General features: G+C 71.7%; 7 protein-coding genes. All 7 read left to right on the top strand.

Translation table 11 applies throughout. The features are described 5' to 3' along the window. Positions 1-47: 47 nt before the first annotated feature. The 7 genes from yjfF (at position 48) to A0J59_RS12225 (ending at position 23,164) form a co-directional block, all read left to right on the top strand. Positions 48-1,025, top strand: a complete 978-nt coding sequence (gene yjfF, locus A0J59_RS12255) for a galactofuranose ABC transporter, permease protein YjfF (protein WP_047231689.1) — start codon at positions 48-50, stop codon at positions 1,023-1,025. Between the two features lie 335 nt (positions 1,026-1,360). Further along, complete coding sequence (locus A0J59_RS12250) at positions 1,361-5,164, top strand: alpha-L-arabinofuranosidase C-terminal domain-containing protein (RefSeq protein WP_064316266.1); 3,804 nt, start codon at positions 1,361-1,363, stop codon at positions 5,162-5,164. 250 nt (positions 5,165-5,414) lie between these two features. Next, entirely contained in the window at positions 5,415-9,593 is a 4,179-nt protein-coding gene (locus A0J59_RS12245) for a beta-L-arabinofuranosidase domain-containing protein (protein ID WP_064316265.1), read from the top strand. A gap of 153 nt (positions 9,594-9,746) precedes the next feature. After that, positions 9,747-12,644, top strand: a complete 2,898-nt coding sequence (locus A0J59_RS12240; protein ID WP_064316264.1) for a family 43 glycosylhydrolase — start codon at positions 9,747-9,749, stop codon at positions 12,642-12,644. A 150-nt stretch (positions 12,645-12,794) separates the two neighbouring features. Continuing rightward, positions 12,795-15,212 (top strand): family 43 glycosylhydrolase, encoded by a 2,418-nt coding sequence (locus A0J59_RS12235; protein ID WP_064316263.1) that lies wholly within the window; start codon positions 12,795-12,797, stop codon positions 15,210-15,212. A 324-nt stretch (positions 15,213-15,536) separates the two neighbouring features. Further along, positions 15,537-20,474 (top strand): family 43 glycosylhydrolase, encoded by a 4,938-nt coding sequence (locus tag A0J59_RS22385; RefSeq protein WP_255365173.1) that lies wholly within the window; start codon positions 15,537-15,539, stop codon positions 20,472-20,474. A 116-nt stretch (positions 20,475-20,590) separates the two neighbouring features. Then, positions 20,591-23,164, top strand: a complete 2,574-nt coding sequence (locus tag A0J59_RS12225; RefSeq protein ID WP_064316261.1) for an immunoglobulin-like domain-containing protein — start codon at positions 20,591-20,593, stop codon at positions 23,162-23,164. Positions 23,165-23,334 lie beyond the last annotated feature (170 nt).

Below are 23,334 nucleotides of genomic sequence, written 5' to 3'. Positions count from 1 at the left end.
CGGCTCGTGAGTCGCTCGGTCATGGACGGGCCTCCGGAGGCCCGTCCATGACCGAGCGACTCACGAGCCGCGTCCGCCTCGACCGGCGCTACCTCCCGGTGCTCGGCACGTTCGCGGTGCTCGCGCTCATGCTGGTGGTGGGCGGCAGCCGGTACGAGAACTTCCTCTCGGCCCGCGTCCTCTCCAACCTCTTCATCAACAACTCGTTCCTCATCGTGCTCGCGGTCGGGATGACCTTCGTCATCCTCACGGGCGGCATCGACCTGTCGGTGGGCGCGGTCGTGGCGCTCTCGGGCATCACGACGGCGTCCCTGCTCCAGAGCGGCTGGCCCGTCGCCGTCGTGCTCCTCATCTCGGTCCTCATCGGGACCGTCCTCGGCCTCGCGGTCGGGTTGATGGTGCACGTCTTCGACATCCAACCGTTCATCGCGACCCTCGCGGCGATGTTCCTCGCGCGCGGCTTGTGCTACGTGATCTCGCTCCAGTCGATCCCCATCACCGACGAGTCGTTCGTGGCCCTCGCGGGCTGGAGCCAGGAGATCGGCGACGGCTGGCGGATCACGACCGCGGTCATCATCTCCCTGGTCGTCGTCGCGATCGCGTTCTACGTGCTGCACTACACGCAGTTCGGCCGCACCGTCTACGCGATCGGTGGCGGCGAGCAGTCGGCGATGCTCATGGGCCTTCCCGTCGCGCGCACCAAGGTGCTCGTGTACGTGGTGAGCGGCACGTGCGCCGGCATCGGCGGCCTGCTCTTCGCGATGTTCTCGCGGTCCGGCTACTCGCTCACCGGCGTGGGCATGGAGCTCGACGCGATCGCGGCCGTCGTCATCGGCGGCACGCTGCTGACGGGCGGGACGGGCTTCGTGCTCGGGTCCGTGCTGGGCGTGCTCGTGCTCGGCCTCATCCAGACGATCATCACCTTCGAGGGCACGCTGAGCTCGTGGTGGACCAAGATCGTCATCGGCGTGCTGCTCCTGGTCTTCGTGATCCTGCAGCGCGTGCTGGTCGTCAGGCGGAGGTGAGCCGGCGGTGCCGGGTCCGCCCGCGCGACGTCCTCGGACGTCACGAGGGCGCGGGCCCGGCGCCGCGGCCGTCTGCCCGGGCCCTCGCCCGGGATCACCGGAGCTGGACGGGGGCCGGCACCCCTGGGTCGGCCGGGCACGCGCCCGGCCGGCGGAGTGTCACGACACGTCCCTTGTCGAATGTGAGCGTTCACACTAGGCTCGGCCACGATCCTGTTAACGCTCACACGCGATGACGCGTGTCTCTCGACGATGAGAGGAAGCCCATGGATACGTCCCTTCACCCTCCACGACCCAGGACGGCTCACCGCCGGAGGGCGGTCGCGCTCGCGCTCGTGACCGGCCTGGTCGGCACCGTCGCGCTCGCGACGTCGCTGCCCGCCTCGGCCGCGGAGCCCGACCTGCCCGACGACGCGCGGGTCGACGCGTTCGACGGCTCCGCGCTCGGCGCGGACTGGACCGTCGTCAACCCCGTGCCCGAGGCGCTCGCCGTCTCCGGCGGGGCGCTGCGGCTCACGTCCCAGCCGGGCGACACCTACCAGGACGCGAACAGCGCCAAGAACGTCGTCCTGATGGACGTGCCCGCCGGTGACTTCACCGTCGTCACCCGGCTCGAGGCACCGGTCGCCTCCGTCTACCAGGGCGCGGGGCTCATCGCGTGGCAGGACATGGACAACTACGTCCGGTCGGGCCTGACCTTCGTGGGCAGCCTCTCGCCGTCGGGCCGCGCGATCGAGAACGACGTCGAGACCGGCGGCGTGTTCTCCGCCGCCGCGTTCACCGACCGCCCGGGGTCCACGGGCGAGACGCTGCGCATGCAGCGCACCGGCGACACGATCGCGACGAGCTACTGGGACGGCGCCGCGTGGCAGCCCGCGGGCTCCGTGACCGTCGACTTCCCGACCACGCAGGTGGGCCTCTACGCGCTCGCCGCGCAGAACGGCGCGGCGCACACCGCGGCGTTCGACTACGTCGCGCTCCAGACCGCCGAGGGTGCCGACCAGGTGCCCGACGGCACGTTCACGCTCGCGGGCCCGGGCGACGCCCGGTACCTCGTGGCGACCGACGACGGCCTCGCCCTCGACGACGAGCGCCCGGCGACGACGGTCGCGCTCGCCGCGACGGCGGTCGACGGCGCCGAGGGCACGTCGCCGGTGACGCTCGCCGTCGACGACCGGCCCGTCGTCGTCTCGGACGCGTCCCGGCTCTCCCTCGGGGCCGCGGGCGACGACGCCACCGCGCTGCGGCTCACCGACGCGGGCGGCGGCAAGGTCTGGCTGCGCAGCGCGGCGGATCCCGAGCAGTACGCCGGCGTGCGTGCGTCCGACGGCGCGCTCGTCCTCGGCCCGCGCGACGCGGCCACGAAGCTCACGATCACGCCCGCCACGAGCGCCGACCACGAGATCACCGTGGACCTCGCCGGCGAGCGCACGGAGATGAGCGACGAGCTCTACGGCATCTTCTACGAGGACATCAACTACGCGGCGGACGGCGGGCTGTACGCCGAGCTCGTGCGCAACCGGTCGTTCGAGTTCAACAACCAGGACAACGGGTCGTTCACCGGGCTCACGGCGTGGAGCGCCGCGAACCGGGGCGGCGCGACGGCGACGACGCAGGTCGTGAACGACGCCGGGCGGCTCAACGCGACGAACCGGAGCTACCTCAACCTCACGACGACCGCGGCGGGCGCCGGGGTGCGCAACGCCGGGTACAACACGGGCCTGTTCGTCGAGGAGGGGGAGTCGTACGACTTCTCCGTCTGGGCGCGGTCGGCGACGGCGCAGACCGTCACCGTGCGCGTCGAGGACAACGCCGGGACCACGGCGTACGCGACCGGCCAGGTCGCCGTCGACGGCTCGAACGCGTGGAAGAAGTACGACGTCGCGCTCACCGCGACGGGCACGACGAACGCCGGGCGGCTCGCGCTGCTCTCGGGCGCTGCGGGCACGCTCGCGCTCGACCAGGTCTCGCTCTTCCCGCAGGACACGTGGGTCGGCCCGGTCAACGGGCCGTCGGTGCTCCGCAAGGACCTCGCCGAGAAGATCGACGCGCTCGACCCGCAGTTCCTGCGGTTCCCCGGCGGCTGCGTGACGAACGTCGGCACGTTCCGCACGTACGAGGAGTCGGGCTTCACCGACCGTCGCCGCACGTACCAGTGGAAGGAGACGATCGGCCCGGTCGAGGAGCGCGCGACCAACTGGAACTTCTGGGGCTACAACCAGTCGTACGGCATCGGGTACCTCGAGTACTTCCTCTTCGCCGAGGACCTCGGCGCGACCCCGCTGCCCGTGGTGTCGGTCGGCGCCAACGGCTGCGGCAGCACCATCCCCGAGATGAAGGACCCCGCGCAGATCCAGCGCTGGGTGGACGACACGGTCGACCTCATCGAGTTCGCCAACGGCGACGTGACGACCGAGTGGGGCGCCGTGCGCGCCGGGCTCGGGCACCCCGAGCCGTTCGGCCTGAAGTACATCGGCCTCGGCAACGAGGAGAACACCAAGACGTTCGAGGCCAACTTCCCGGCGTTCCGCGACGCGATCGCGGCCGCCTACCCGGACATCCAGATCATCTCGAACTCCGGTCCGGACGACACGGGCCAGCGCTTCGACGAGCTCTGGGAGTTCAACCGCGAGCAGGACGTCGACCTCGTCGACGAGCACTACTACAACGACCCGCAGTGGTTCCTCGAGAACGACGAGCGCTACGACTCCTACGACCGCGAGGGGCCGCACGTGTTCCTCGGCGAGTACGCGTCGCGCGGCAACACGTTCGCCAACGCGCTCGCGGAGGCGTCGTTCATGACCGGTCTGGAGCGCAACTCCGACGTCGTGCGGCTCGCGTCGTACGCTCCGCTGCTCGCCAACGAGTCGTACGTCCAGTGGTCGCCCGACGCGATCTGGTTCGACAACGACGAGTCGTGGGGCTCGGTGAACTACTACGTCCAGCAGCTGTTCTCCGCGAACGCCGGCGACGAGGTCGTGCCCAGCACGCACTCCGGCCCGGCGCCGGCCGACGCGACGCTCGACGGCGGCGTGTTCCTCTCCACGTGGAACACGGCCGCGCAGTACGACAACGTCCGGGTGACCGACAACGCGAGCGGCGACGTGCTCTTCGCGGACGACTTCGAGTCCGGTGCGTCGCAGTGGGAGCCGCAGACCGGGACGTGGGCCGCGCAGGACGGCGCCTACGTGCAGTCGGCGACGAACGTCACCGACGCCCGCTCGATCGTGGCCGGGGCGTACGCGAAGGACTGGTCGAGCTACACGCTCGAGCTCGACGCGCGCAAGACGTCCGGCGCCGAGGGCTTCCTCGTCGGCTTCGCCGCCGGCGGCCCGAACGACTACTACTGGTGGAACCTCGGCGGGTGGAACAACACCCGCCAGGCGCTCCAGCGCGCGTCGGGCGGGAGCGCCAACGAGGTGAAGGCGGTCGAGAACCACAGCATCGAGGCCGGCCAGCCGTACCGCGTCAAGGTCGTCGTCGAGGGCTCGACCATCGAGCTCTACCTCGACGGCGAGCTCCAGATGTCCTACGAGCAGCCGTCGACCAAGTCCCTCTACCAGGTCGTCACGCGCGACGACGACACGGGCGACGTCGTCGTCAAGGTCGTCAACCCCACCGCGACCGCGGCGCGCACGCAGGTGCACGTCGAGGGTTCTGAGGGCATCGCGTCCGAGGCGACGGTCACGGAGATGGTGGGCGCGCCGTCGGACACCAACACCAAGGCCGACCCCGAGCGGGTCGTCCCGGTCGAGCGGACGCTGACGGGCGTGGGGGAGGAGTTCTCCTACGAGTTCCCCGCGCACTCGATCACGTTCGTCCGGCTGCACGCGTCCGACGCGGCACCCGAGCTCGACCTCGCGGTCGAGGCCTCGCCGCGCTGCCTCGCGGGCAAGGCGTACGTCGCCGTGCGCGCGACGAACGGCGAGGACGTCCCGGTCTCGGTGACGCTCGCGACGCCGTTCGGGCAGAAGGCGTTCGCGGAGGTGGCGCCGGGCAAGAACGCGTACCAGTCGTTCGCGGCACGCGCGACGTCGGCCCCGGCGGCCGTCGCGACGGTGACGGGCACGGCGACGCTCGACGGCGAGCAGGTCACCTCGACCGTCGACGTCGCCTACGACGCGCTCGACTGCGGCTGAACGACGCCGAGGTAGAACCGCAGGTCGCGAGGTAGAAGCCCCCGGGCTCTACCTCGCGACCGCGGGATCTCCCTCGCGAGAGCCTGCTTCCCTCGTGGCCGGTCCGGCGGGCCACGAGGGCGCGGCCCGCGCGTCGTGCGCGGGCCGCCTCGCACGACCGCGCGACGACGTCGTCGCGCGACGAGCTGCACGACACCGCACGTCCTGACGCCCGGGCGACGGCGCCCGCGCGCGACCTTGAGGAGCAACGATGCACCCCCGACCGACCGACGGCGCCCGCCGTCGACCCGGCGGCGCGACCCGGCTGGCCGCCGTGGCGGCCGCCGCCGCGCTCGCCCTGACCACCTGGGCGCCGTCCGCCGTCGCGGCCGACGCCCTGCCTGACCCGGTCCTCGACCTCGGGTTCGAGGGCGACGTCAGTGACGCCGGCCCGCTCGACCACCCGGTGACGTTGAAGGGCCACAACGGGACCGCGCCCACGGGCTACTCGTACGTCGAGGGCGTCGACGCCCGGGGGCAGGCGCTTCGCCTCGCCGGGAGCACGTACCTCGACCTCGGGTCGTCGGCCGCGCTGCAGCCCGAGGACCTCACGCTCTCGTTCTGGGTGGAGCCCAGCGGGAAGCTGTCCGGCGAGCACGTCATCACCTGGAACAAGCGGGCCTACAACTCCGACGGCTGGTACCTCTCGTCCGAGTCGGACACGGTGCCGCTCGCGCTGTCGGTGGGCCCGGCGTCGGGCCAACCGTACAAGGTGCGGGTCGCGAGCTCCGACCGCGCGGCGTTCTTCCCCGCGGACGAGTGGACGCACGTCGTCGTCACGTACGACCGCGCGACGAAGGACGTCGCGTTCTACCGCAACGGCGAGAAGGTCCCGTCCACGGTAGCCAACGCGGTCGCCGGCGACGCGACGGGCGTGCTCGGCTCCGACCCGGCCCTGCCCAAGACGATCGGGTTCAACGGTCCGCAGTACAACGGCGCCTACCTCAAGGCCGCCCTCGACGACTACCGCCTGTACGACGCCGTCGCGGACCTGGGCGACGTGGTCGGGCTCTACGAGGAGAGCGGGCGCACGGTGGACCGCGACGCGATCGCCCAGGACGACGCCGACGCGCTGTCGCTGCCCGAGCGCGCGACCGTCGCGCTCGTGCTGCCGACGACGGGATCGCGCGGCTCGACCGTGACGTGGCGGTCGTCGCACCCCGAGGTCGTCGCGACCGACGGGACCGTGGTCCGGCCGGCGATCGGGGAGGACGACGCGCACGTCACGCTCACGGCGACGGTGCGGTACCTCGACGGGGAGCCGGTGACGCGCGACCTCGAGGTCGTCGTGCCCGCCCTCGTCGACGAGACGCCGCTCGAGGAGACCGCGCTGCCGTCCGTGCTGCTCTCCGACGACTTCCTCCAGAACGCCGCGGCGAAGGAGCACGAGTACCTGCTGAGCCTCGACTCCGAGACGTTCCTCTACGAGTTCTACAAGGTCGGCGGGCTCATCCCGACCACCTCCGCCGGGTACGGCGGCTGGGAGCGCAGCAACGCCGTGAACTTCCGCGGGCACGCGTTCGGGCACTACCTCTCGGCGCTCGCGATGTCCTGGTCCTCGACGCCGGACGAGGCGACGAAGGACGCGCTGTTCACCGAGATCGAGGAGGGCGTCGGAGGGCTCGCCCGCGTGCAGGACGCGTACGCCGCCGCGCACCCCGGCTCGGCCGGATACGTCTCCGCGTTCCGCGAGTCGATCCTCGACCAGGTGCAGGGCACCGGGACGTCGGACGAGAACGTCATCGTGCCCTGGTACAACCTGCACAAGGTGCTCGCCGGGCTGCTCGACGTCGCCGAGTACGTGGACGGCCCCGTCGGGGACCAAGCGCTCGCCGTGGCGACCGACTTCGGGCTCTACGTGCAGGGGCGCGTGGCGAAGCTGCCGAGCACCGACGTCATGCTGCGCACCGAGTACGGCGGCATGAACGAGGCGCTGTACGAGCTGTTCGACCTCACGGGCGACGTGCGCATCAAGGAGGCGGCCGAGGCGTTCGACGAGGTCGCGTTCTTCCGCCAGCTCGCCGCGGGCCAGGACGTCCTGCCCGGCAAGCACGCCAACACGCAGATCCCCAAGCTGCTCGGGGCGCTGAAGCGCTACCGGGTGTTCACGCAGAATCCGGAGTACTACGCGCTGCTCACGCCGGCGGAGAAGGAGGAGCTGCCGATGTACCTCGCGGCGGCGGAGAACTTCTTCGACATCGTCGTGCGCGACCACACGTACGTCACCGGTGCGAACAGCCAGGCGGAGCACTTCCACGCACCCGGCTCGCTGCACGAGCGCGCCGACGAGCAGGGCACCGCGCGCAACGCCGAGACGGCCGAGACGTGCAACGAGTACAACATGCTCAAGCTCGCGCGCGAGCTGTTCAAGCTCAGCAAGGACGTGCGGTACGCGGACTACTACGAGAACGCGTTCATCAACACGATCCTCGCGTCGCAGAACCCGGAGACCGGGACGACGACGTACTTCAACCCCATGGCGTCGGGCTACCACCGCGTCTACAACCTGCCGTTCACCGAGTTCTGGTGCTGCACCGGCACGGGCATGGAGAACTTCTCCAAGCTCGGCGACTCCATCTACTTCACCGGCCAGGGCTCGGTGTGGGTCAACCTGTTCTTCTCCTCGACGGTCGAGCACGCCGAGCAGAACCTGCGGCTCACGCAGGAGGCGAACCTGCCGAACGAGGACACGGTGACGTTCCGCGTCGACGCGCTCGACGGCGGTGCGGTCGCCGGGGACGCGACGCTGCGCCTGCGCGTGCCGTCGTGGATCGCGGGCGAGCCCGCGGTCGAGGTGAACGGCGCCGCCGTCGAGCCGCATGTGTCGCGCGGGTACGTCGTGCTGCCCGTCGCCACGGGCGACGTCGTCCGGTACACGATGCCGATGGCGGCGTCCGTCGTCGACACCCCGGACAACCCGTACTTCGTGGCCTTCCGGTACGGGCCGGTCGTCCTCTCCGCGAACCTCGGGGAGGTCCCCGAGCCGGCGTGGCAGGGCACGGGCATCCTCGTCCGCTCCGCCACGCGCGACGCCGACGCGCAGACGACCATCACGGCGGCGAACATGGGCGCCGACGAGTGGAAGGAGCGCATCGCCGAGAACCTCGTGCGGGTCGAGGACGACGCCGAGGGCCGGGTGCAGCTCGAGCTGCGGAACACCGCCGACGGCGGCCACCTCGTCTTCACGCCCCACCACACCAACTGGGACGTGACGTACGGGCTGTACCTCCACCTCGACGAGCCGGACTCGGCCGCGTCGCAGGAGCGCATCCTGCGCGCCAAGCAGGAGCTGCGCGACGCCGACCGCACCGTCGACAGCCTCACGAGCTTCGACAACAACAACTTCGAGAACGCGAAGAACCTCAAGCAGAGCGGGTCGTCGGTCGGGACGTTCTCCGGCCGCCAGTTCCGCCACGCGAACGGCACGGGCTGGTTCAGCTACGACCTCATGGTCGACCCGGCGTCGGCCTCGAACCACCTGGGCGTCACGCTCTACTCGGGCGACCAGGGCCGCGTGTTCGACGTGTACGTCAACGACGAGAAGCTGAAGACGATCACCACGGTCGCGAACGCGCCGACCAAGGACGAGCAGGGGTTCTACGTCGACACGACGCAGCTCCCGGCGAAGTACCTCGAGATCGGCGACGGCACGCGCTGGAAGGTCGACAGCGCGGGCGAGTACGTGCTCGACGAGGACGGCGAGCGCATCCCCGTGGTCACCGTGCGCTTCCAGGCGACGGGCGGCTGGGCCGGAGGCGTGTTCGGCGTCCGGGTCGACCGCGCGGCGTCGTACGACGCGACGCCCGGGCTCGCGGCGCTCGCGTTCGACACCGGGTCGCTCGCCCCGGCGTTCGACCCGGCGGTGACGGACTACACGCTCACCGTGCCCGCGGGCACGACGAGCGTCGTGCTCGACGCCGACCCGCACGTGCCGAGCGGCCTGGTCCGCGTCGACGGCGTGCTCGTCGACGACACGCAGGGTCGCGTCGTGCCGCTCCCTGCGGACGGGTCGGGGCGGACCGTGGAGGTCGTCGGCGTCGCGCAGGACCACGAGACGGCCACGACCTACCGGGTCGAGATCGTGCCGGGGACGACGGCCGTCGTCCCGCTCGACGTCGAGGTCTCGTCGCGCTGCCTCGCCGGCAAGGCCTACGTGGCGGTCCGGGCGACGAACACGGGCGTCACCCCGGTGGACGTCACCCTGACGACGCCGTACGGGGAGAGGTCGTTCACTGCCGTCGCCCCGGGCGCGAGCGCCTACCAGTCGTTCGCGTCGCGCGCGACGACGGTCCCCGCCGGCACCGCGACGGTCTCCGCGACGGCGGTGCTCGACGGCGACCACGCCACCACCACCTACGACGTCGACATCGAGCCGCGCACCTGCGGCTGAGCGACCCGCGCGCCGCACGGCGTCCTCGCGGTCGGTCCGACGGGCCGCGGGGACGCCGCACGGCAATGACGCGGCGCCTTTCGATATCGGTACCGACATCGATATCCCTCAGATGAGCCCCACGACGGCAGGACCTCGACGAGGAGGAAGAACATGAGCAGACACCGGAGACGACGAGCCGCGGCGACGGTCGTGGCGGGCGTGCTGGCGCTCGGGGCGAGCCTGCCCGCGGCGCACGCCACCGCGACGGCCGACGACGAGCAACCGGCGGCGAGCGCCCTCACCGGGCTGACCACGACGGACCGCGGCGACGGGACCTACGACATCCCGCTCCTGCGCAGCGACGTCCCCGACATCAGCGTCACGCGCGTCCCCGCGGCCGAGAACGACGAGGGCCGCGACCTCTACTACATGATCAGCACGACGATGCACCTCGCCCCGGGTGCGCCGATCATGAAGTCGTACGACCTCGTGAGCTGGGAGATCGTCGGCTACGTCTACGACCGGCTCGGCGTCGGCGACGTGTCGTCGCTGCGCAACGGGAAGAACGGCTACGGCAACGGGCAGTGGGCGTCCTCGCTGCGCTACCGCGACGGCACGTTCTACGTGGTGTTCAACACCAACGACCTCGGGGGGTCGTACCTCTTCCGCACTGACGACGTCGAGCACGGCGCGTGGGAGCGCACGGCGCTCGGCCGGGGGTTCCACGACCCGTCGCTGTTCTTCGACGAGGCCGACGGGGGGACGCCCTACATCTTCTACGGCTCGGGCGCGACGAGCGCCGTCCGGCTGAACGACGACCTCACCGCGATCGAGGCGGACTTCCCGAACATCTTCCGCGCCGCGGACTACGCGGGCGAGCCGTTCGTCGGCGGGCTGTTCGAGGGCGCGCAGGTGCACTACATCGACGGCGAGTACTACGTCGCGATCATCACGTGGCCCAGCGGCCAGAACCGGCAGGAGGTGCTGTTCCGCTCACCGCACCTCCTGGGCCGCTACGAGACCGCCGACGGCTCGAACCCGTACGAGGCGCGCAGCGCGCTGAACTCCGACGGGTTCGCCCAGGGCGGGCTGGTCGAGGTGCCCGACGGCGCGGGCGGCTACGAATGGTGGGGGATGTTCTTCCGCGACACCTACCCGCTCGGCCGCATCCCCGCGCTCATCCCCGCGACGTGGGAGGACGGCTGGCCCACGTTCGGCGACGACGGCGCCGTCCGCGTCGGCGACACGTTCGCCAAGCCGATCGTGCTGGACCCGGCGACCGAGCGCCGGGAGCGGCTGAAGAGCATCGTCGCCTCCGACGACTTCGCGAACGACGCCGAGCACCGCGCGTTCAGCGACACCGTCTGGGAGGTCCCCGACGCGCCCACGTACGACGAGTCGCTGCTCGGCGTCGAGCTCGTCGCCAACCCCGGGTTCGAGGACGCCGGGACCGCGCCGTGGGCCGCGCAGTTCGGGGCGACGCTGTCGCGCGAGACGAGCGGCGCCGCGTCGGGCACGGCCGCGCTGCGCGTCGCGGGCCGGACGCTCAACGGCTCCGGCCCGAACCAGCAGCTCGGCGGGAAGATCCAGGCGGGCGTGACCTACGAGGTCTCGGCCCGGGTCCGGTACGCCACGGGGCCCTCGACGGTCCGCTTCAACCTGGTCGCCGACTGGGGCGCAGGCGTGAAGACCCTGGCCTGGGCGGACGCGACCCCCGGGGAGTGGGCCACGGTCAGCGGCACCTACACCGTCCCGCAGGACGCGGACGTCCGAACCTTCAAGCTCGCGGTCGAGACGCCGTGGGGCAACCCGCAGCCGCCGTCGTCGAGCGTCGAGTACCTGCTCGACGACGTCTCCGTGGTCGGCCGCGCGCCGGACGTCGAGACACCCACGCTCGAGGAGGTGTCGTACAACGGCTCGGACCTCGACCTCGCGTGGCAGTGGAACCACGCGCCGGACAACCGGTACTGGTCGCTCACCGAGCGCGAGGGCTGGCTGCGCCTGACCAACGGGCACGTCGTGACCGGCGAGGCGGAGTACACGAAGGCGCCCGGACGCGACCTCACGTATCTCGAGGAGGCGCGCAACACCCTCGGTCAGCGCACGTTCGGCCCGACGTCGTCGGCCCAGACGAGGCTCGACGTCTCCGGCATGCTCGACGGCGACGTCGCCGGCCTCGCCGTCTACGGGCGCAGCTTCGCGTACGCGGGCGTCCAGCAGGTCGACGGCGAGCGCACGCTCGGTCTGGTCACCCGGCTCCAGCCGTTCACCGACACGATCGACCGCGAGGCGGTCGAGTCGTTCGTCCCCGGGTCGCAGGTCCCGCTGGGCGAGCGCACGGACGTGCACCTCAAGGCGGACGCGGACTTCGCCTCGCCGAACGGCCAGCTCTGGGTGCAGTACTCCTACAGCCTCGACGGGCGGACCTGGCAGCCGCTCGGTGCGCGCCAGGGGCCGCTCGTCATGGACTGGAGCCTGTCCCACTTCATGGGGTACCGGTTCGGCCTCTTCTCCTACGCCAAGGAGCAGACCGGCGGGCACGTCGACTTCGACCACTTCCTCCTGAGCGACGTGCTCGACGCGGACGGCGGCGCCGACCGGACGGCGCTCGACGCCGTCGTCGCCGAGGCCGAGGGGCTCGACCCGGCGGACTACACGGTCGAGTCGTGGTCCGCCGTCGAGAAGGGGCTCGCGTCGGCACGGGCCACGACCGCGCCGTCGACGCAGAACGAGGCGGACGCACCCGCGCGGGCGCTCGCGCTCGCCGTCGCGTCCCTCGTGCGGGCCGACGCCGCCGAGGTCGAGTTCACGGTCGAGGCGAGCGTGCGCGCTCTGGCGGGGAAGGACTACGTCGCCGTGCGCGTGACGAACGCCGAGGCCGTGCCCGTGGACGTCGTCGTCACCACGCCGTACGGCAGCCGGTCGTTCGCCGACGTCGAGTCGGGCCGCAACGCCTACCAGGCGTTCCCGAGCCGCCTCACGAGCGTCCCGGCGGGCGAGGTGACGGTCTCGGTCACCCGCTCGACCGACGGGTCCACCGCGACCCGCACGGTCGCGTACGGCAGCTGACCCTGCCGCTGATCCGCCGGCGGGCCGCCCGGGCGGCCCGCCGGTGCCGACGAGAGGAGGCGCAGGACGACGGCGCGAACCGCCGTCGGCACGATCGTCCGCGCGAGACGCGCGGACGCGCAGGACACCCACATCGATCGAGGAGGATCCATGGACACGCACCACCGCAGACGACGTCGCCTGCGCGGCGCCGTCGCCGGGGCCGCGCTCGCGACGCTGCTCTCCGCGTCGCTCGCCGCGCTGCCGTCGTACGCCGCGGACGAGGAGCTGGTCGTCAACGGCGGCTTCGAGGACGGCACGACCGGCTGGTTCGTCAACAACGGCAACGCGACCGACAAGGCCGTGCTGTCGACCACCGACCAGGCGTTCGCGGGCGCGGCCGCGGCCCTGACCACCGAGCGCGCGACGACCGGCTCCGGTCCCATGCAGGACCTCAGCGGCAAGGTCCGCGCGGGCGAGACGTACGAGCTCACCGCGAGGATCCGGTACGACGCCGCCGCGGCCCCGGCCACCAAGCAGTTCTTCGCCACGATGCACTACGGCGGCGGGTCGTACACCAACCTGGTGAGCGTCACCGCGACCAAGGGCCAGTGGGCGACGTTCGACGGCCGGTTCACGATCCCGGCCGACCAGAACGTCGGCACCGCGCGGCTGTTCTTCGAGACGCCGTGGACGAGCAACCCGTCCGCCGACCCGGCGACGCACCTCATGGACTTCGTGCTCGACGACGTCTCCGTCGTCGGCGCGGCCCCGCCCGGGCCGCCCTCGAAGACGATCGAGGTGCTCGGCAAGCTGCCCGGCGAGCACAACCCGCTCATCTCCCACAAGTTCGGGGCCGACGGGTTCGGGTTCGTCGAGGACGGGCGCGTGTACATGTACATGACGAACGACACGCAGGGCTACGCGCCCGACCCGGTGACGGGCGTCTCGCCGCAGATCAACTACGGCAGCATCAACCAGATCACGCTCATCTCGTCCGAGGACCTCGTGAACTGGACGGACCACGGCGAGATCCAGGTCGCGGGGCCGCAGGGCGTCGCGCCCTTCACGAACAACTCGTGGGCGCCGGGCATGGCGAAGAAGACGGTCGACGGCGTCGACAAGTACTTCCTCTACTACGCCAACGGCGGCGGGTCGTCGAACGTCATCACGGGCGCCTCGCCGCTCGGGCCGTGGACGAGCGAGCGCGACAGCACGCTCATCGACGGGCGCACCCCGGGCGCCGAGGCCGTGGCCTGGAAGTTCGACCCGGCGCCGCTCGTCACCGACGACGGCGCGTACCTCTACTTCGGCGGCGGCCCGGCGTCGACGTCGATGCCCGCGGCGGAGCGGTTCAACAACCCGAAGAACATCCGCGTCATCGAGCTCGGCGACGACATGGTCTCCACGCGGGGCACGGCGGCCGTCGTGGACGCGCCCGTGGCGTTCGAGGCGGCGCAGGTCTTCGAGCGCGACGGGAAGTACTACCTGTCGTACTCGTCGCACTTCGGCGGCAACGACTTCGGCGGCAACCAGGTCACGCTCCCGGGGTACCCGGGCGGCGGGCAGATCGGCTACATGATCTCCGACGACCCGATGTCGTTCCCCAAGGAGACGTACGCCGGCGTGATGTTCCCGAACCAGTCGCAGTTCTTCGGCGCGGGCACGGGCGGCAACAACCACCAGTCGGTGTTCGAGCTGGACGGCAAGTACTACTTCACGTACCACGCGCCCACGCTCAACAAGCGCGTCAACGGCAGCACCACGCAGGGCTACCGCAGCCCGCACATCCAGGAGCTGACGTTCAACGCGGACGGCACGGTCCAGCAGGTCGTCGGCGACTACGCGGGCGTGGACCAGGTCAAGGACCTCGACCCGTTCCAGGTGCTCGAGGCGGAGACGTTCGCCTGGCAGCAGGGCCTCACCACCGCGAAGGTCGACGGCGGCTCGGCCCAGTTCGGCGCGCAGGCGCCGAACCTCGTCGTCCGCGACGTGGACGACGGCGACTGGTCGGCGCTGTCGTCGGTCGACTTCGGCGACGGCGCCGCGAGCGTCACGGCGCGCGTCAAGCCGCTGGTCGAGGGCGCCACGGTCGAGGTGCGCCTCGACGACCGCGAGGGCGCCGTCGTCGGGACGCTCGACCTCGACACCCCGGTGGGCGAGTGGGCGGACGTGACCGCCGCCCTCGAGGGCGTGAGCGGCGTCCACGACGTGTACTTCACGTTCGCCGGTCCCGCGGGCGTCGACCTCGTCGAGGTGGACACGTGGGAGTTCGCGGCCGACGCCGCCGGCCCGGTCGTCGAGCTCGACGTGACCGCGTCCGCCCGCTGCCTCGCGGGCAAGGCCTACGTGGCGGTGCGCGCGACGAACCTCGCCGACGTCGTGGCCGACGTCGAGCTCGTCACCCCGTTCGGCACGCGCGTCGTGCGCGACGTCGCGCCGGGGGCGAACGCGTACCAGTCGTTCGCCGCGCGGTCCGCGTCGCTCGCGGCCGGGGTCGCGACCGCCACGGGCACCGCGGTGCTCGATGGCGCCACGGTCGAGACCGCGCACGAGGTCGCGTTCGGCGCTCTCGCCTGCGGGGACTGAGGGCGGACGGCGCGCACGTCGCGTCCAGACGTCCCGCGAGCGGGTCGGCGTCACGGACGCCGGCCCGCTCTGGCGCTGGTCCGCCCCGTGCGTCGAGTGATGCGCTTCCGCTCGAGTGATGCGCGTCTGTACGCATCGCTCGAGCGGACACGCATCGTTCGCCCGACAGGTCCCAGCCCGGAAGGAAAGTCGACAACGGTTTCGACGGGAGAGGTCGCCTCCGACCCTCGCCATGTTTGCGTTCACATGTTAGCGTTCACACGCGCGTCCGACGGCGGACCCGCGACCGGCGTCGACGCCGGGCACGACGACGAGGAGTCACCGATGACCTCACGCCACGAACCACCCCCGACGCCCGCGGAGCCCCGCGCCCGACGCCGGCGCCGCTCGCTCGCGGCGCTGCTCGGGCTCGCGCTGGTCGCACCGCTCGCGCCCGTGGGCGCGGCGGCCGCCGGCCCGATGCCCGCGGCGCCCGCGCCGGTCCCCGCCGCGGCCGGGCCGACCGCGGACGGTCTGCGGCTCTGGCTCCCGCTCGACGAGACCGAGGGCACCGTCGCGCACGACGCGTCGGGTCACGGCCTCGACGCCGCGCTCGTCGGCTCGGGCGGCGGGTGGCGCGCGGGACAGGGGCTCACGTTCGGCGGCGCGAACCACGTGGACCTGCCCGACGACCTCCTGGCCGGCTACGACGCCGTGACCGTGAGCGCCGACGTGTGGGTCGACACGTCGCTGAGCGGCAACTACTTCTTCTACACCCTCGGCAACCCGGCGGTCGGGAGCCCGCAGTCCGGGAACGGCTACCTGTTCTCGACCGGGAACGCGAACTACCGCGCGTCGATCTCCGACCTCGCGTGGGGCCGCGAGCAGAACACGGCCAAGGCCCCCGCGGGCGCGCTCCAGCGCGGCGTGTGGAAGACCGTCACCTACACGCTCGGCGGCGGCACCGCGCGGCTGTACGAGGACGGCACGCAGGTCGGGCAGAACACCGCGGTGACCATCACGCCCGGCGCGATCGGCGGCGGCACGACGACCGCGAACGCGCTCGGCAAGTCGGCCTACGCTGCCGACAACCTCTTCAAGGGCCGCATGAAGGACTTCCGGCTCTACGACCGCGCGCTCACCGCCCAGGAGGTCGCCGGCCTCGCGTCGGACGCCGCGCGGGACGCGGTCGCGGCCGACGCGGCCGCGCTCGACCTCGGCGACACGAGCGCCGTCGTCACGGACCTCGCACTGCCGGCGAAGGGCGTCGGCGGCTCCGCCGTCGCGTGGGCGACCTCCGACGCGGACGTCGTCTCGGCGAGCGGTGCGGTCACGCGCCCCGCGGGCGACGAGCCGGCGACCGCGACCCTTACGGCCACGGTGACGCTGCGCGGCGCGACCGTGACCCGCACGTTCGAGGTCACGGTTCTCCCGGGCGACGGCGACCAGGCCAAGGCCGACGCCGCGGCCGCCGCGCTCGAGGTGACGAACCTCGACGACGTGCGCGGCAACCTCACGCTGCCCACCACGGGACTGCACGGCGCGAGCGTGACCTGGGAGTCGTCGTCGGGCACGATCGCCCCGACGGGCGAGGTGACGCGCCCGGCGCACGGCGAGGACGCCGAGACGGTGACGCTCACCGCGACGGTGACGGTCGGCGCGGCCACCGCGACGCGCGAGCTCGAGGCCCACGTCCCCGCGCTGCCCGAGCAGGAGGACCTCGCGGGCTACCTGTTCTCCTACTTCGTGGGCGAGGGCACCGCCACGGGCGAGCAGGTCTACTTCGGCCTCAGCCAGGGCAACGACCCGCTGAAGTACCAGAACCTCAACGACAACCAGCCCGTCCTCACGTCGGAGCTGGGGGAGAAGGGCCTGCGGGACCCGTTCATCATCCGCTCGCCCGAGGGCGACAAGTTCTACCAGATCGCCACCGACCTCAAGATCTACGGCAACGGGAACTGGGACGCGTCCCAGCGCACGGGCTCGAAGTCGATCATGGTGTGGGAGTCCACCGACCTCGTGAACTGGACCGACCAGCGCCTCGTGCAGGTCTCGCCCGACACCGCGGGCAACACGTGGGCGCCGGAGGCGTACTACGACGAGACGATCGGCGCGTACGTCGTGTTCTGGGCCTCGAAGCTCTACGCGGAGGACGACCCGGACCACACCGGCAACACCTACAACCGCATGATGTACGCGACGACGCGCGACTTCGTGACGTTCAGCGAGGCGCAGGTGTGGGTCGACCCGGGCTACTCGGTCATCGACTCGACCGTGACGCTGCACGACGGCCAGTACTACCGCTTCACCAAGGACGAGCGGAACAACACGTCGTCCACGCCGTGCTCCAAGTTCATCCTCGCGGAGAAGGCCGCTGAGCTGCGCTCGACGGACTACGACTTCATCACCGACTGCATCGGCAAGGCGAACTCGCTCGGCGGCGGGATCAACCAGGGCGAGGGCCCGACGATCTTCAAGTCGAACACCGAGGAGAAGTGGTACCTCTTCATCGACGAGTTCGGCGGCCGCGGCTACGTGCCGTTCGAGTCGACCTCGCTCGACGCGGCCGAGTGGACCATGTCCACCGACTACCAGATGCCGTCGCGCCCGCGCCACGGCACCGTGCTCCCGGTGACGCAGGCCGAGTACGACCGACTGCTCAGCACCTACCAGCCCGACGCGTTCGTCGAGTCCGTCGAGGACGTCGCCGTGACCGTCCAGACCGGGTCCGCCCCGGTGCTGCCCGCGACCGTCACCGCGACGTACGCCGACGGGTCGACCGGCCCGGCCGACGTCACGTGGGACGCGGTCGACCCGGCGTCGTACGCGCAGGCCGGGTCGTTCGAGGTCGCCGGCACGCTCGGCGGCGGTGTGAGCGTCCGCGCCCGCGCGGTCGTCACGGTGACCGACGACGTCGTCCCGGTCGAGGGCCTGAGCGTCACCCCCGAGTCGCTCGAGGTGGGCGTCGGCGGCACGCGACAGCTCACCGCGACGGTCACGCCGGCCAACGCGACCGCACGCGCGATCACCTGGGCGTCGGACGACGCAGATGTCGCCACGGTCTCGGCCGACGGCGTCGTCACGGGCGTCGGCGAGGGCCACGCGCTGGTCACGGCGACGACGGCCGACGGGTCGCACACCGCGTACGTCGCGGTCGAGGTGACCACGGAGATCCCGGGCCTCGTCGTGCGGTACGCGCTCGACGAGACGAGCGGCACGTCGGCGGCGAACACCGCGCCCGGGTCGTCGTTCGGCCCGGCGACGCTGACGAACGGCGCGGCGTTCTCCGGCACGGGCGAGGGCGTGACCCTCGACGGGACGAACGACTACGTCGACCTGCCGGACCACCTGCTCGCCGGGCTGACCGACGTCACGGTCGGGCTCGACGTCAAGGTCGCCACCGACCAGGCGACGCCGTACTTCGTCTACGGCCTCGGCAACACGAGCGGCACGGCCGGCAACGGGTACCTGTTCACCACGGGCAACGCGTACCGCACGTCCATCGCGACGGGGAACTGGACCACCGAGCAGACCGTCACCAAGAACGCGAACCTCCAGCGCGGGGTGTGGAAGCACCTCACGTACACGCTGTCCGGCACGACGGCCGTGCTCTACGAGGACGGCGTCGAGGTGGGTCGCCAGACCGGCGTCACCATCGACCCGAAGGACATCGGGAACGGCTCGACGCTCGCCAACTACATCGGCCGCTCGCTGTACTCGGGCGACCGCTACCTCAAGGGCTCGGTGCGCGACTTCCGGATCTACGACCGCGCGCTCACGGCGGACGAGGTCTACCAGGTCGGGGCCGACCACACGGCCGTCACGGGCGCCGAGCTCGACGCGCTCAAGGTCCCGGCGATCGTCGACGGGGCGAGCTCGACCGTGACGCTCGCCGTCGAGCCGGGCACGGACGTCTCCGCGCTCGCGCCGGTCCTCACGGTCTCGCCGCGCGCGACGGTTACGCCCGGGAACGGCTCGGTGCAGGACTTCACGCAGCCCGTGGAGTACACCGTGACCGGGCCGGACGGGTCGTCGCGCACGTGGACGGTCCAGGCCAAGCAGATGGGCAGCCCGGTGCTCCCCGGGACGTACGCGGACCCGAACATCGCGCAGTTCGGCGACACGTTCTACCTCTATGCCACGACCGACGGCACGCCGGGCTGGGGCGGCAAGGACTTCTACGTCTGGAAGTCCACCGACCTCGTGACGTGGGAGCGCTCGGAGCAGCCGTTCCTCACGCTCGACGGCACGAACGGGAACGTCCCCTGGGCGACCGGCAACGCGTGGGCGCCCACCATCATCGAGCGGGACGGGAAGTACTACTTCTACTTCTCCGGCCACAACCCGACGTACAACCGCAAGACGATCGGCGTCGCGGTGGCCGACAGCCCCGAGGGCCCGTTCATGGCGCAGCCGACGGCGATGATCACCAACGGCGAGGCGGTCACGTCCGGCCAGGCGATCGACCCCGCCGCGTTCCGTGACCCTGAGACCGGCAAGTTCTGGCTCTTGTGGGGCAACGGCGGCCCGTCGAACGGCCCGGTCATGGCGGAGCTGAACGACGACATGACGTCGATCAAGCAGGAGACGCTGCGGCGCATCCCCGGCCTGACCGACTTCCGCGAGGGCCTGTTCCTCAACTACCGGGACGGCGTCTACCACCTCACGTACTCGATCGACGACACGGGGTCGGAGAACTACCGCGTCGGCTACGCGACGTCGGACAGCATCGACGGCCCGTGGACGTACCGCGGCGTGATCCTCGAGAAGGACGCCTCGCAGGGCATCCTCGGGACCGGGCACAGCTCGATCCTCAACGTCGAGGGCACGGACGACTGGTACATCGCGTACCACCGGTTCGCGATCCCCGGTGGCGACGGGACCCACCGCGAGACGACGATCGACCGCCTGACGTTCGGCGACGACGGCCTCATCCAGGAGGTCGTGCCGACGCTCGAGAGCGTGGACCCGGTCGACGTGGCCCCCACGCCCCGGGTGGAGCTGACCGTCGAGGCCACCCCGCGGTGCCTCGCGGGCAAGGTCTACCTCGCGGTGCGGGCGACCAACGCGGGCGACGTGCCCGCCGACGTCACCCTCACGACCCCGTACGGCACGAAGACGTTCGCGGCCGTGGCCCCGGGGGCGAACGCGTACCAGTCGTTCGCGACCCGCGCGACGTCGGTCCCCGCCGGCACGGTGACGGTCACCGGCACGGCCGTGCTCGACGGCGCCCCGGTCACCACGCCCTACGACGTCGCCGTCGCTGCCCACACCTGCGGCTGACGACCCCGCCGAGGTAGAGCCGCAGGTCGCGAGGTAGAGCTCCCGGAGCTCTACCTCGCGACCGCGGGTTCTATCTCGCGGCACGACCTGCATCTCGACGAAGAGAGGACGACATGATGTCGACACACCGAGGACGCTCGGCGCTCGCCGCCGGGCTGGTGGGGGCGCTCGCCGTCTCCACGCTCGCCGCCGCGGTCGCCGCACCAGCGGCCGCAGACGTCGGCGGGCCCACCGACGAGGGGCTCGTCGCGTGGTACCCGCTCGACGCCGCGAGCACGACCGGCGGCACGACGGCGAACCGCGCCGAGGGCTCGACGTTCGGCCCGGCCACGGTGGTGGGCGGGACGGCGACGGCCGACGGGACGACGCTCGACGGCACGGACGACTACGTCGACCTGCCCGACCACCTGCTCGCCGGTCTCACGGACGTCACCGTGAGCCTCGACGTGCTCGTGAGCCAGGACCAGGGCACGCCGTACTTCGTCTACGGGCTCGGGAACACGAGCGGCTCGAACGGCAACGGCTACCTGTTCACGACCGGCAACGCGTACCGCACGTCGATCGCGACCGGGAACTGGTCGACCGAGCAGACCGTGACCAAGGGCTCCAACCTCCAGCGCGGCGTCTGGAAGACCCTCACGTACACGCTCACCGGCACGACCGCGACGCTCTACGAGGACGGCGTGCAGGTCAAGCAGGCCACGAACGTCACGACCGACCCCGGCCAGATCGGCGGCGGGCAGACGACGGCGAACTACGTCGGCCGCTCGCTCTACTCCGGCGACCGCTACCTCAAGGGCCAGGTGCGCGACTTCCGCCTCTACGACCGTGCGCTGAGCCCGGCCGAGGCCGGCGAGCTCGCGGCCGGGACGTCGTCGGCCGCCGCGGACGCCGACCTCGCCGCGCTCGACCTCGGCGACACGAGCGCCGTCACCGCGGACCTCGTGCTGCCCACCACGGGCGCGCAGGGCTCGCTCGTCACGTGGACGTCGTCCGACGCGGGCGTCGTCAGCGCCGCGGGGAAGGTCACACGGCCCGCCGCGGGTGAGGACGACGCGACCGTGACGCTCACCGCGCTCGTCACGCGCGGCGCCGTCGCGCGCACCGCGCAGTTCGACGTCACCGTCCTCGCGCACCTCGCGCCCGCCGAGGCCGTCGCGTGGGACGCGAGCCACGCCGTCGTGCCGCACCTCGACGACGTGCGCGGCAACCTCACGCTGCCCGCCGACGGGGCCAACGGCTCCGCCCTCACGTGGGAGAGCTCCGACCCCGCCACCGTCTCGGCCACGGGCGAGGTGACGCGGCCCGCCCACGGCGAGCCGGCCGCCGTCGTGCGGCTCACCGTGACCGCGACCAAGGACGGCGCGACCGCGACGCACACCTACGACGCCACGGTCCGCCCGCTGCCCGCCGAGGCCGACTACGCGGGCTACTTCTTCCCGTACTTCGAGGGGGAGAGCACCGCGGACGGCGAGTCCGTCTACTTCAGCGCGAGCAACGGCAACGACCCGCTCGACTGGGTCGAGCTCAACGACGGGGAGCCCGTCCTCACGTCGACGCTCGGGGAGAAGGGCCTGCGCGACCCGTTCATCATCCGCTCGCCCGAGGGCGACCGGTTCTTCCTCCTCGCGACCGACCTGCGCATCTACGGCGGCAACAACTTCGGCAACGCGCAGGAGCGCGGCTCGCGCGCGCTGATGATCTGGGAGTCGACCGACCTCGTGCACTGGTCCGACCAGCGCATGGTCACGGTGTCGAGCGCGTACGCGGGCAACACGTGGGCGCCCGAGGCGTTCTGGGACGCGCAGCGCGGCGAGTACATCGTCTACTGGGCCTCGGCGCTGTACCCGACGACGTCGACCGACGGCCGCCGCATCGCCGACTCCTACCAGCGCATGATGTACGCGACCACGCGCGACTTCGTGACGTTCTCCGAGCCGCAGGTGTGGATCGACGAGAAGCGCGGCAACGGGCTCGGGATGATCGACTCGTCGATCGTCGAGCACGACGGCACGTACTACCGGTTCACCAAGGACGAGGCGTACATGATCCCGCGCCTCGAGAAGTCCACGGACCTGCGCTCGACCGACTGGGACCTGGTCGCCGAGAAGATCGGCTACGGCCAGCCCAACCCGTGGGGCGGCACGCTCACCGCGGGCGAGGGCCCGACCGTCTTCAAGTCGAACACCGAGGAGAAGTGGTACCTCTTCGTCGACCAGCCGAGCTACCACGGCGGCCAGGGCTACCTGCCGCTCGAGTCCACCGACCTCGACTCGGGCGTGTGGACGTCCGTCGACGCCCACCTGCCGAGCAGCCCGCGGCACGGCACCGTCCTGCCGATCACGGCCGCCGAGCACGCCGCGCTCCTCGCGGCGTACGGCGAGCAGGAGCCGGCGCCCGAGCTCGACCTCGCGGTCGAGGCGACGTCGCGGTGCCTCGCCGGCAAGGCGTACGTCGCGGTGCGCGCCACGAACGGCGAGGACGTCCCGGTCGGCGTCACGCTCACGACGCCGTACGGCGAGAAGGCGTTCGCCGACGTGGCCCCGGGCAAGAACGCCTACCAGTCGTTCGCGGCGCGAGCCACGGCGGTCCCCGCCGGGACCGTCACGGTGACCGGCGTCGCGACCCTCGACGGGAAGGAGGTGACGACCACGCGCGAGGCGCAGGTCGACGCGCTCGACTGCGCCTGACACCCGCGAGGTCGCACCCCGCCGAGGGAGAGGCGAGGTACCGCGAGGGAGAGGCGTGGTCACGACCACGCCTCTCCCTCGACGGACCAGAGCTCTCCCTCGGCGACGTGGCGGCCGGGCGGAACCAGCACGAGCGTCGGACGCGGGGCTTCCCTCCTTGCCGCCGACGA

Origin of the sequence: Cellulosimicrobium sp. I38E (assembly GCF_001647255.1) — a bacterium.
In the GTDB taxonomy this organism is placed as follows: Bacteria; Actinomycetota; Actinomycetes; order Actinomycetales; family Cellulomonadaceae; genus Cellulosimicrobium; species Cellulosimicrobium cellulans_E.
The sequence above is the reverse complement of the archived record's forward strand: the minus strand, read 5'-3'. Positions and strand labels throughout refer to the sequence as shown.

What these genes read in the sequence shown, in the direction of transcription:
- yjfF (WP_047231689.1), top strand. Translation starts at nt 48, where the DNA reads ATGACCGAGCGACTCACGAGCCGCGTCCGCCTCGACCGGCGCTACCTC.
- A0J59_RS12245 (WP_064316265.1), top strand. Translation starts at nt 5,415, where the DNA reads ATGCACCCCCGACCGACCGACGGCGCCCGCCGTCGACCCGGCGGCGCG.
- A0J59_RS12240 (WP_064316264.1), top strand. Translation starts at nt 9,747, where the DNA reads ATGAGCAGACACCGGAGACGACGAGCCGCGGCGACGGTCGTGGCGGGC.
- A0J59_RS12235 (WP_064316263.1), top strand. Translation starts at nt 12,795, where the DNA reads ATGGACACGCACCACCGCAGACGACGTCGCCTGCGCGGCGCCGTCGCC.
- A0J59_RS22385 (WP_255365173.1), top strand. Translation starts at nt 15,537, where the DNA reads ATGACCTCACGCCACGAACCACCCCCGACGCCCGCGGAGCCCCGCGCC.
- A0J59_RS12225 (WP_064316261.1), top strand. Translation starts at nt 20,591, where the DNA reads ATGTCGACACACCGAGGACGCTCGGCGCTCGCCGCCGGGCTGGTGGGG.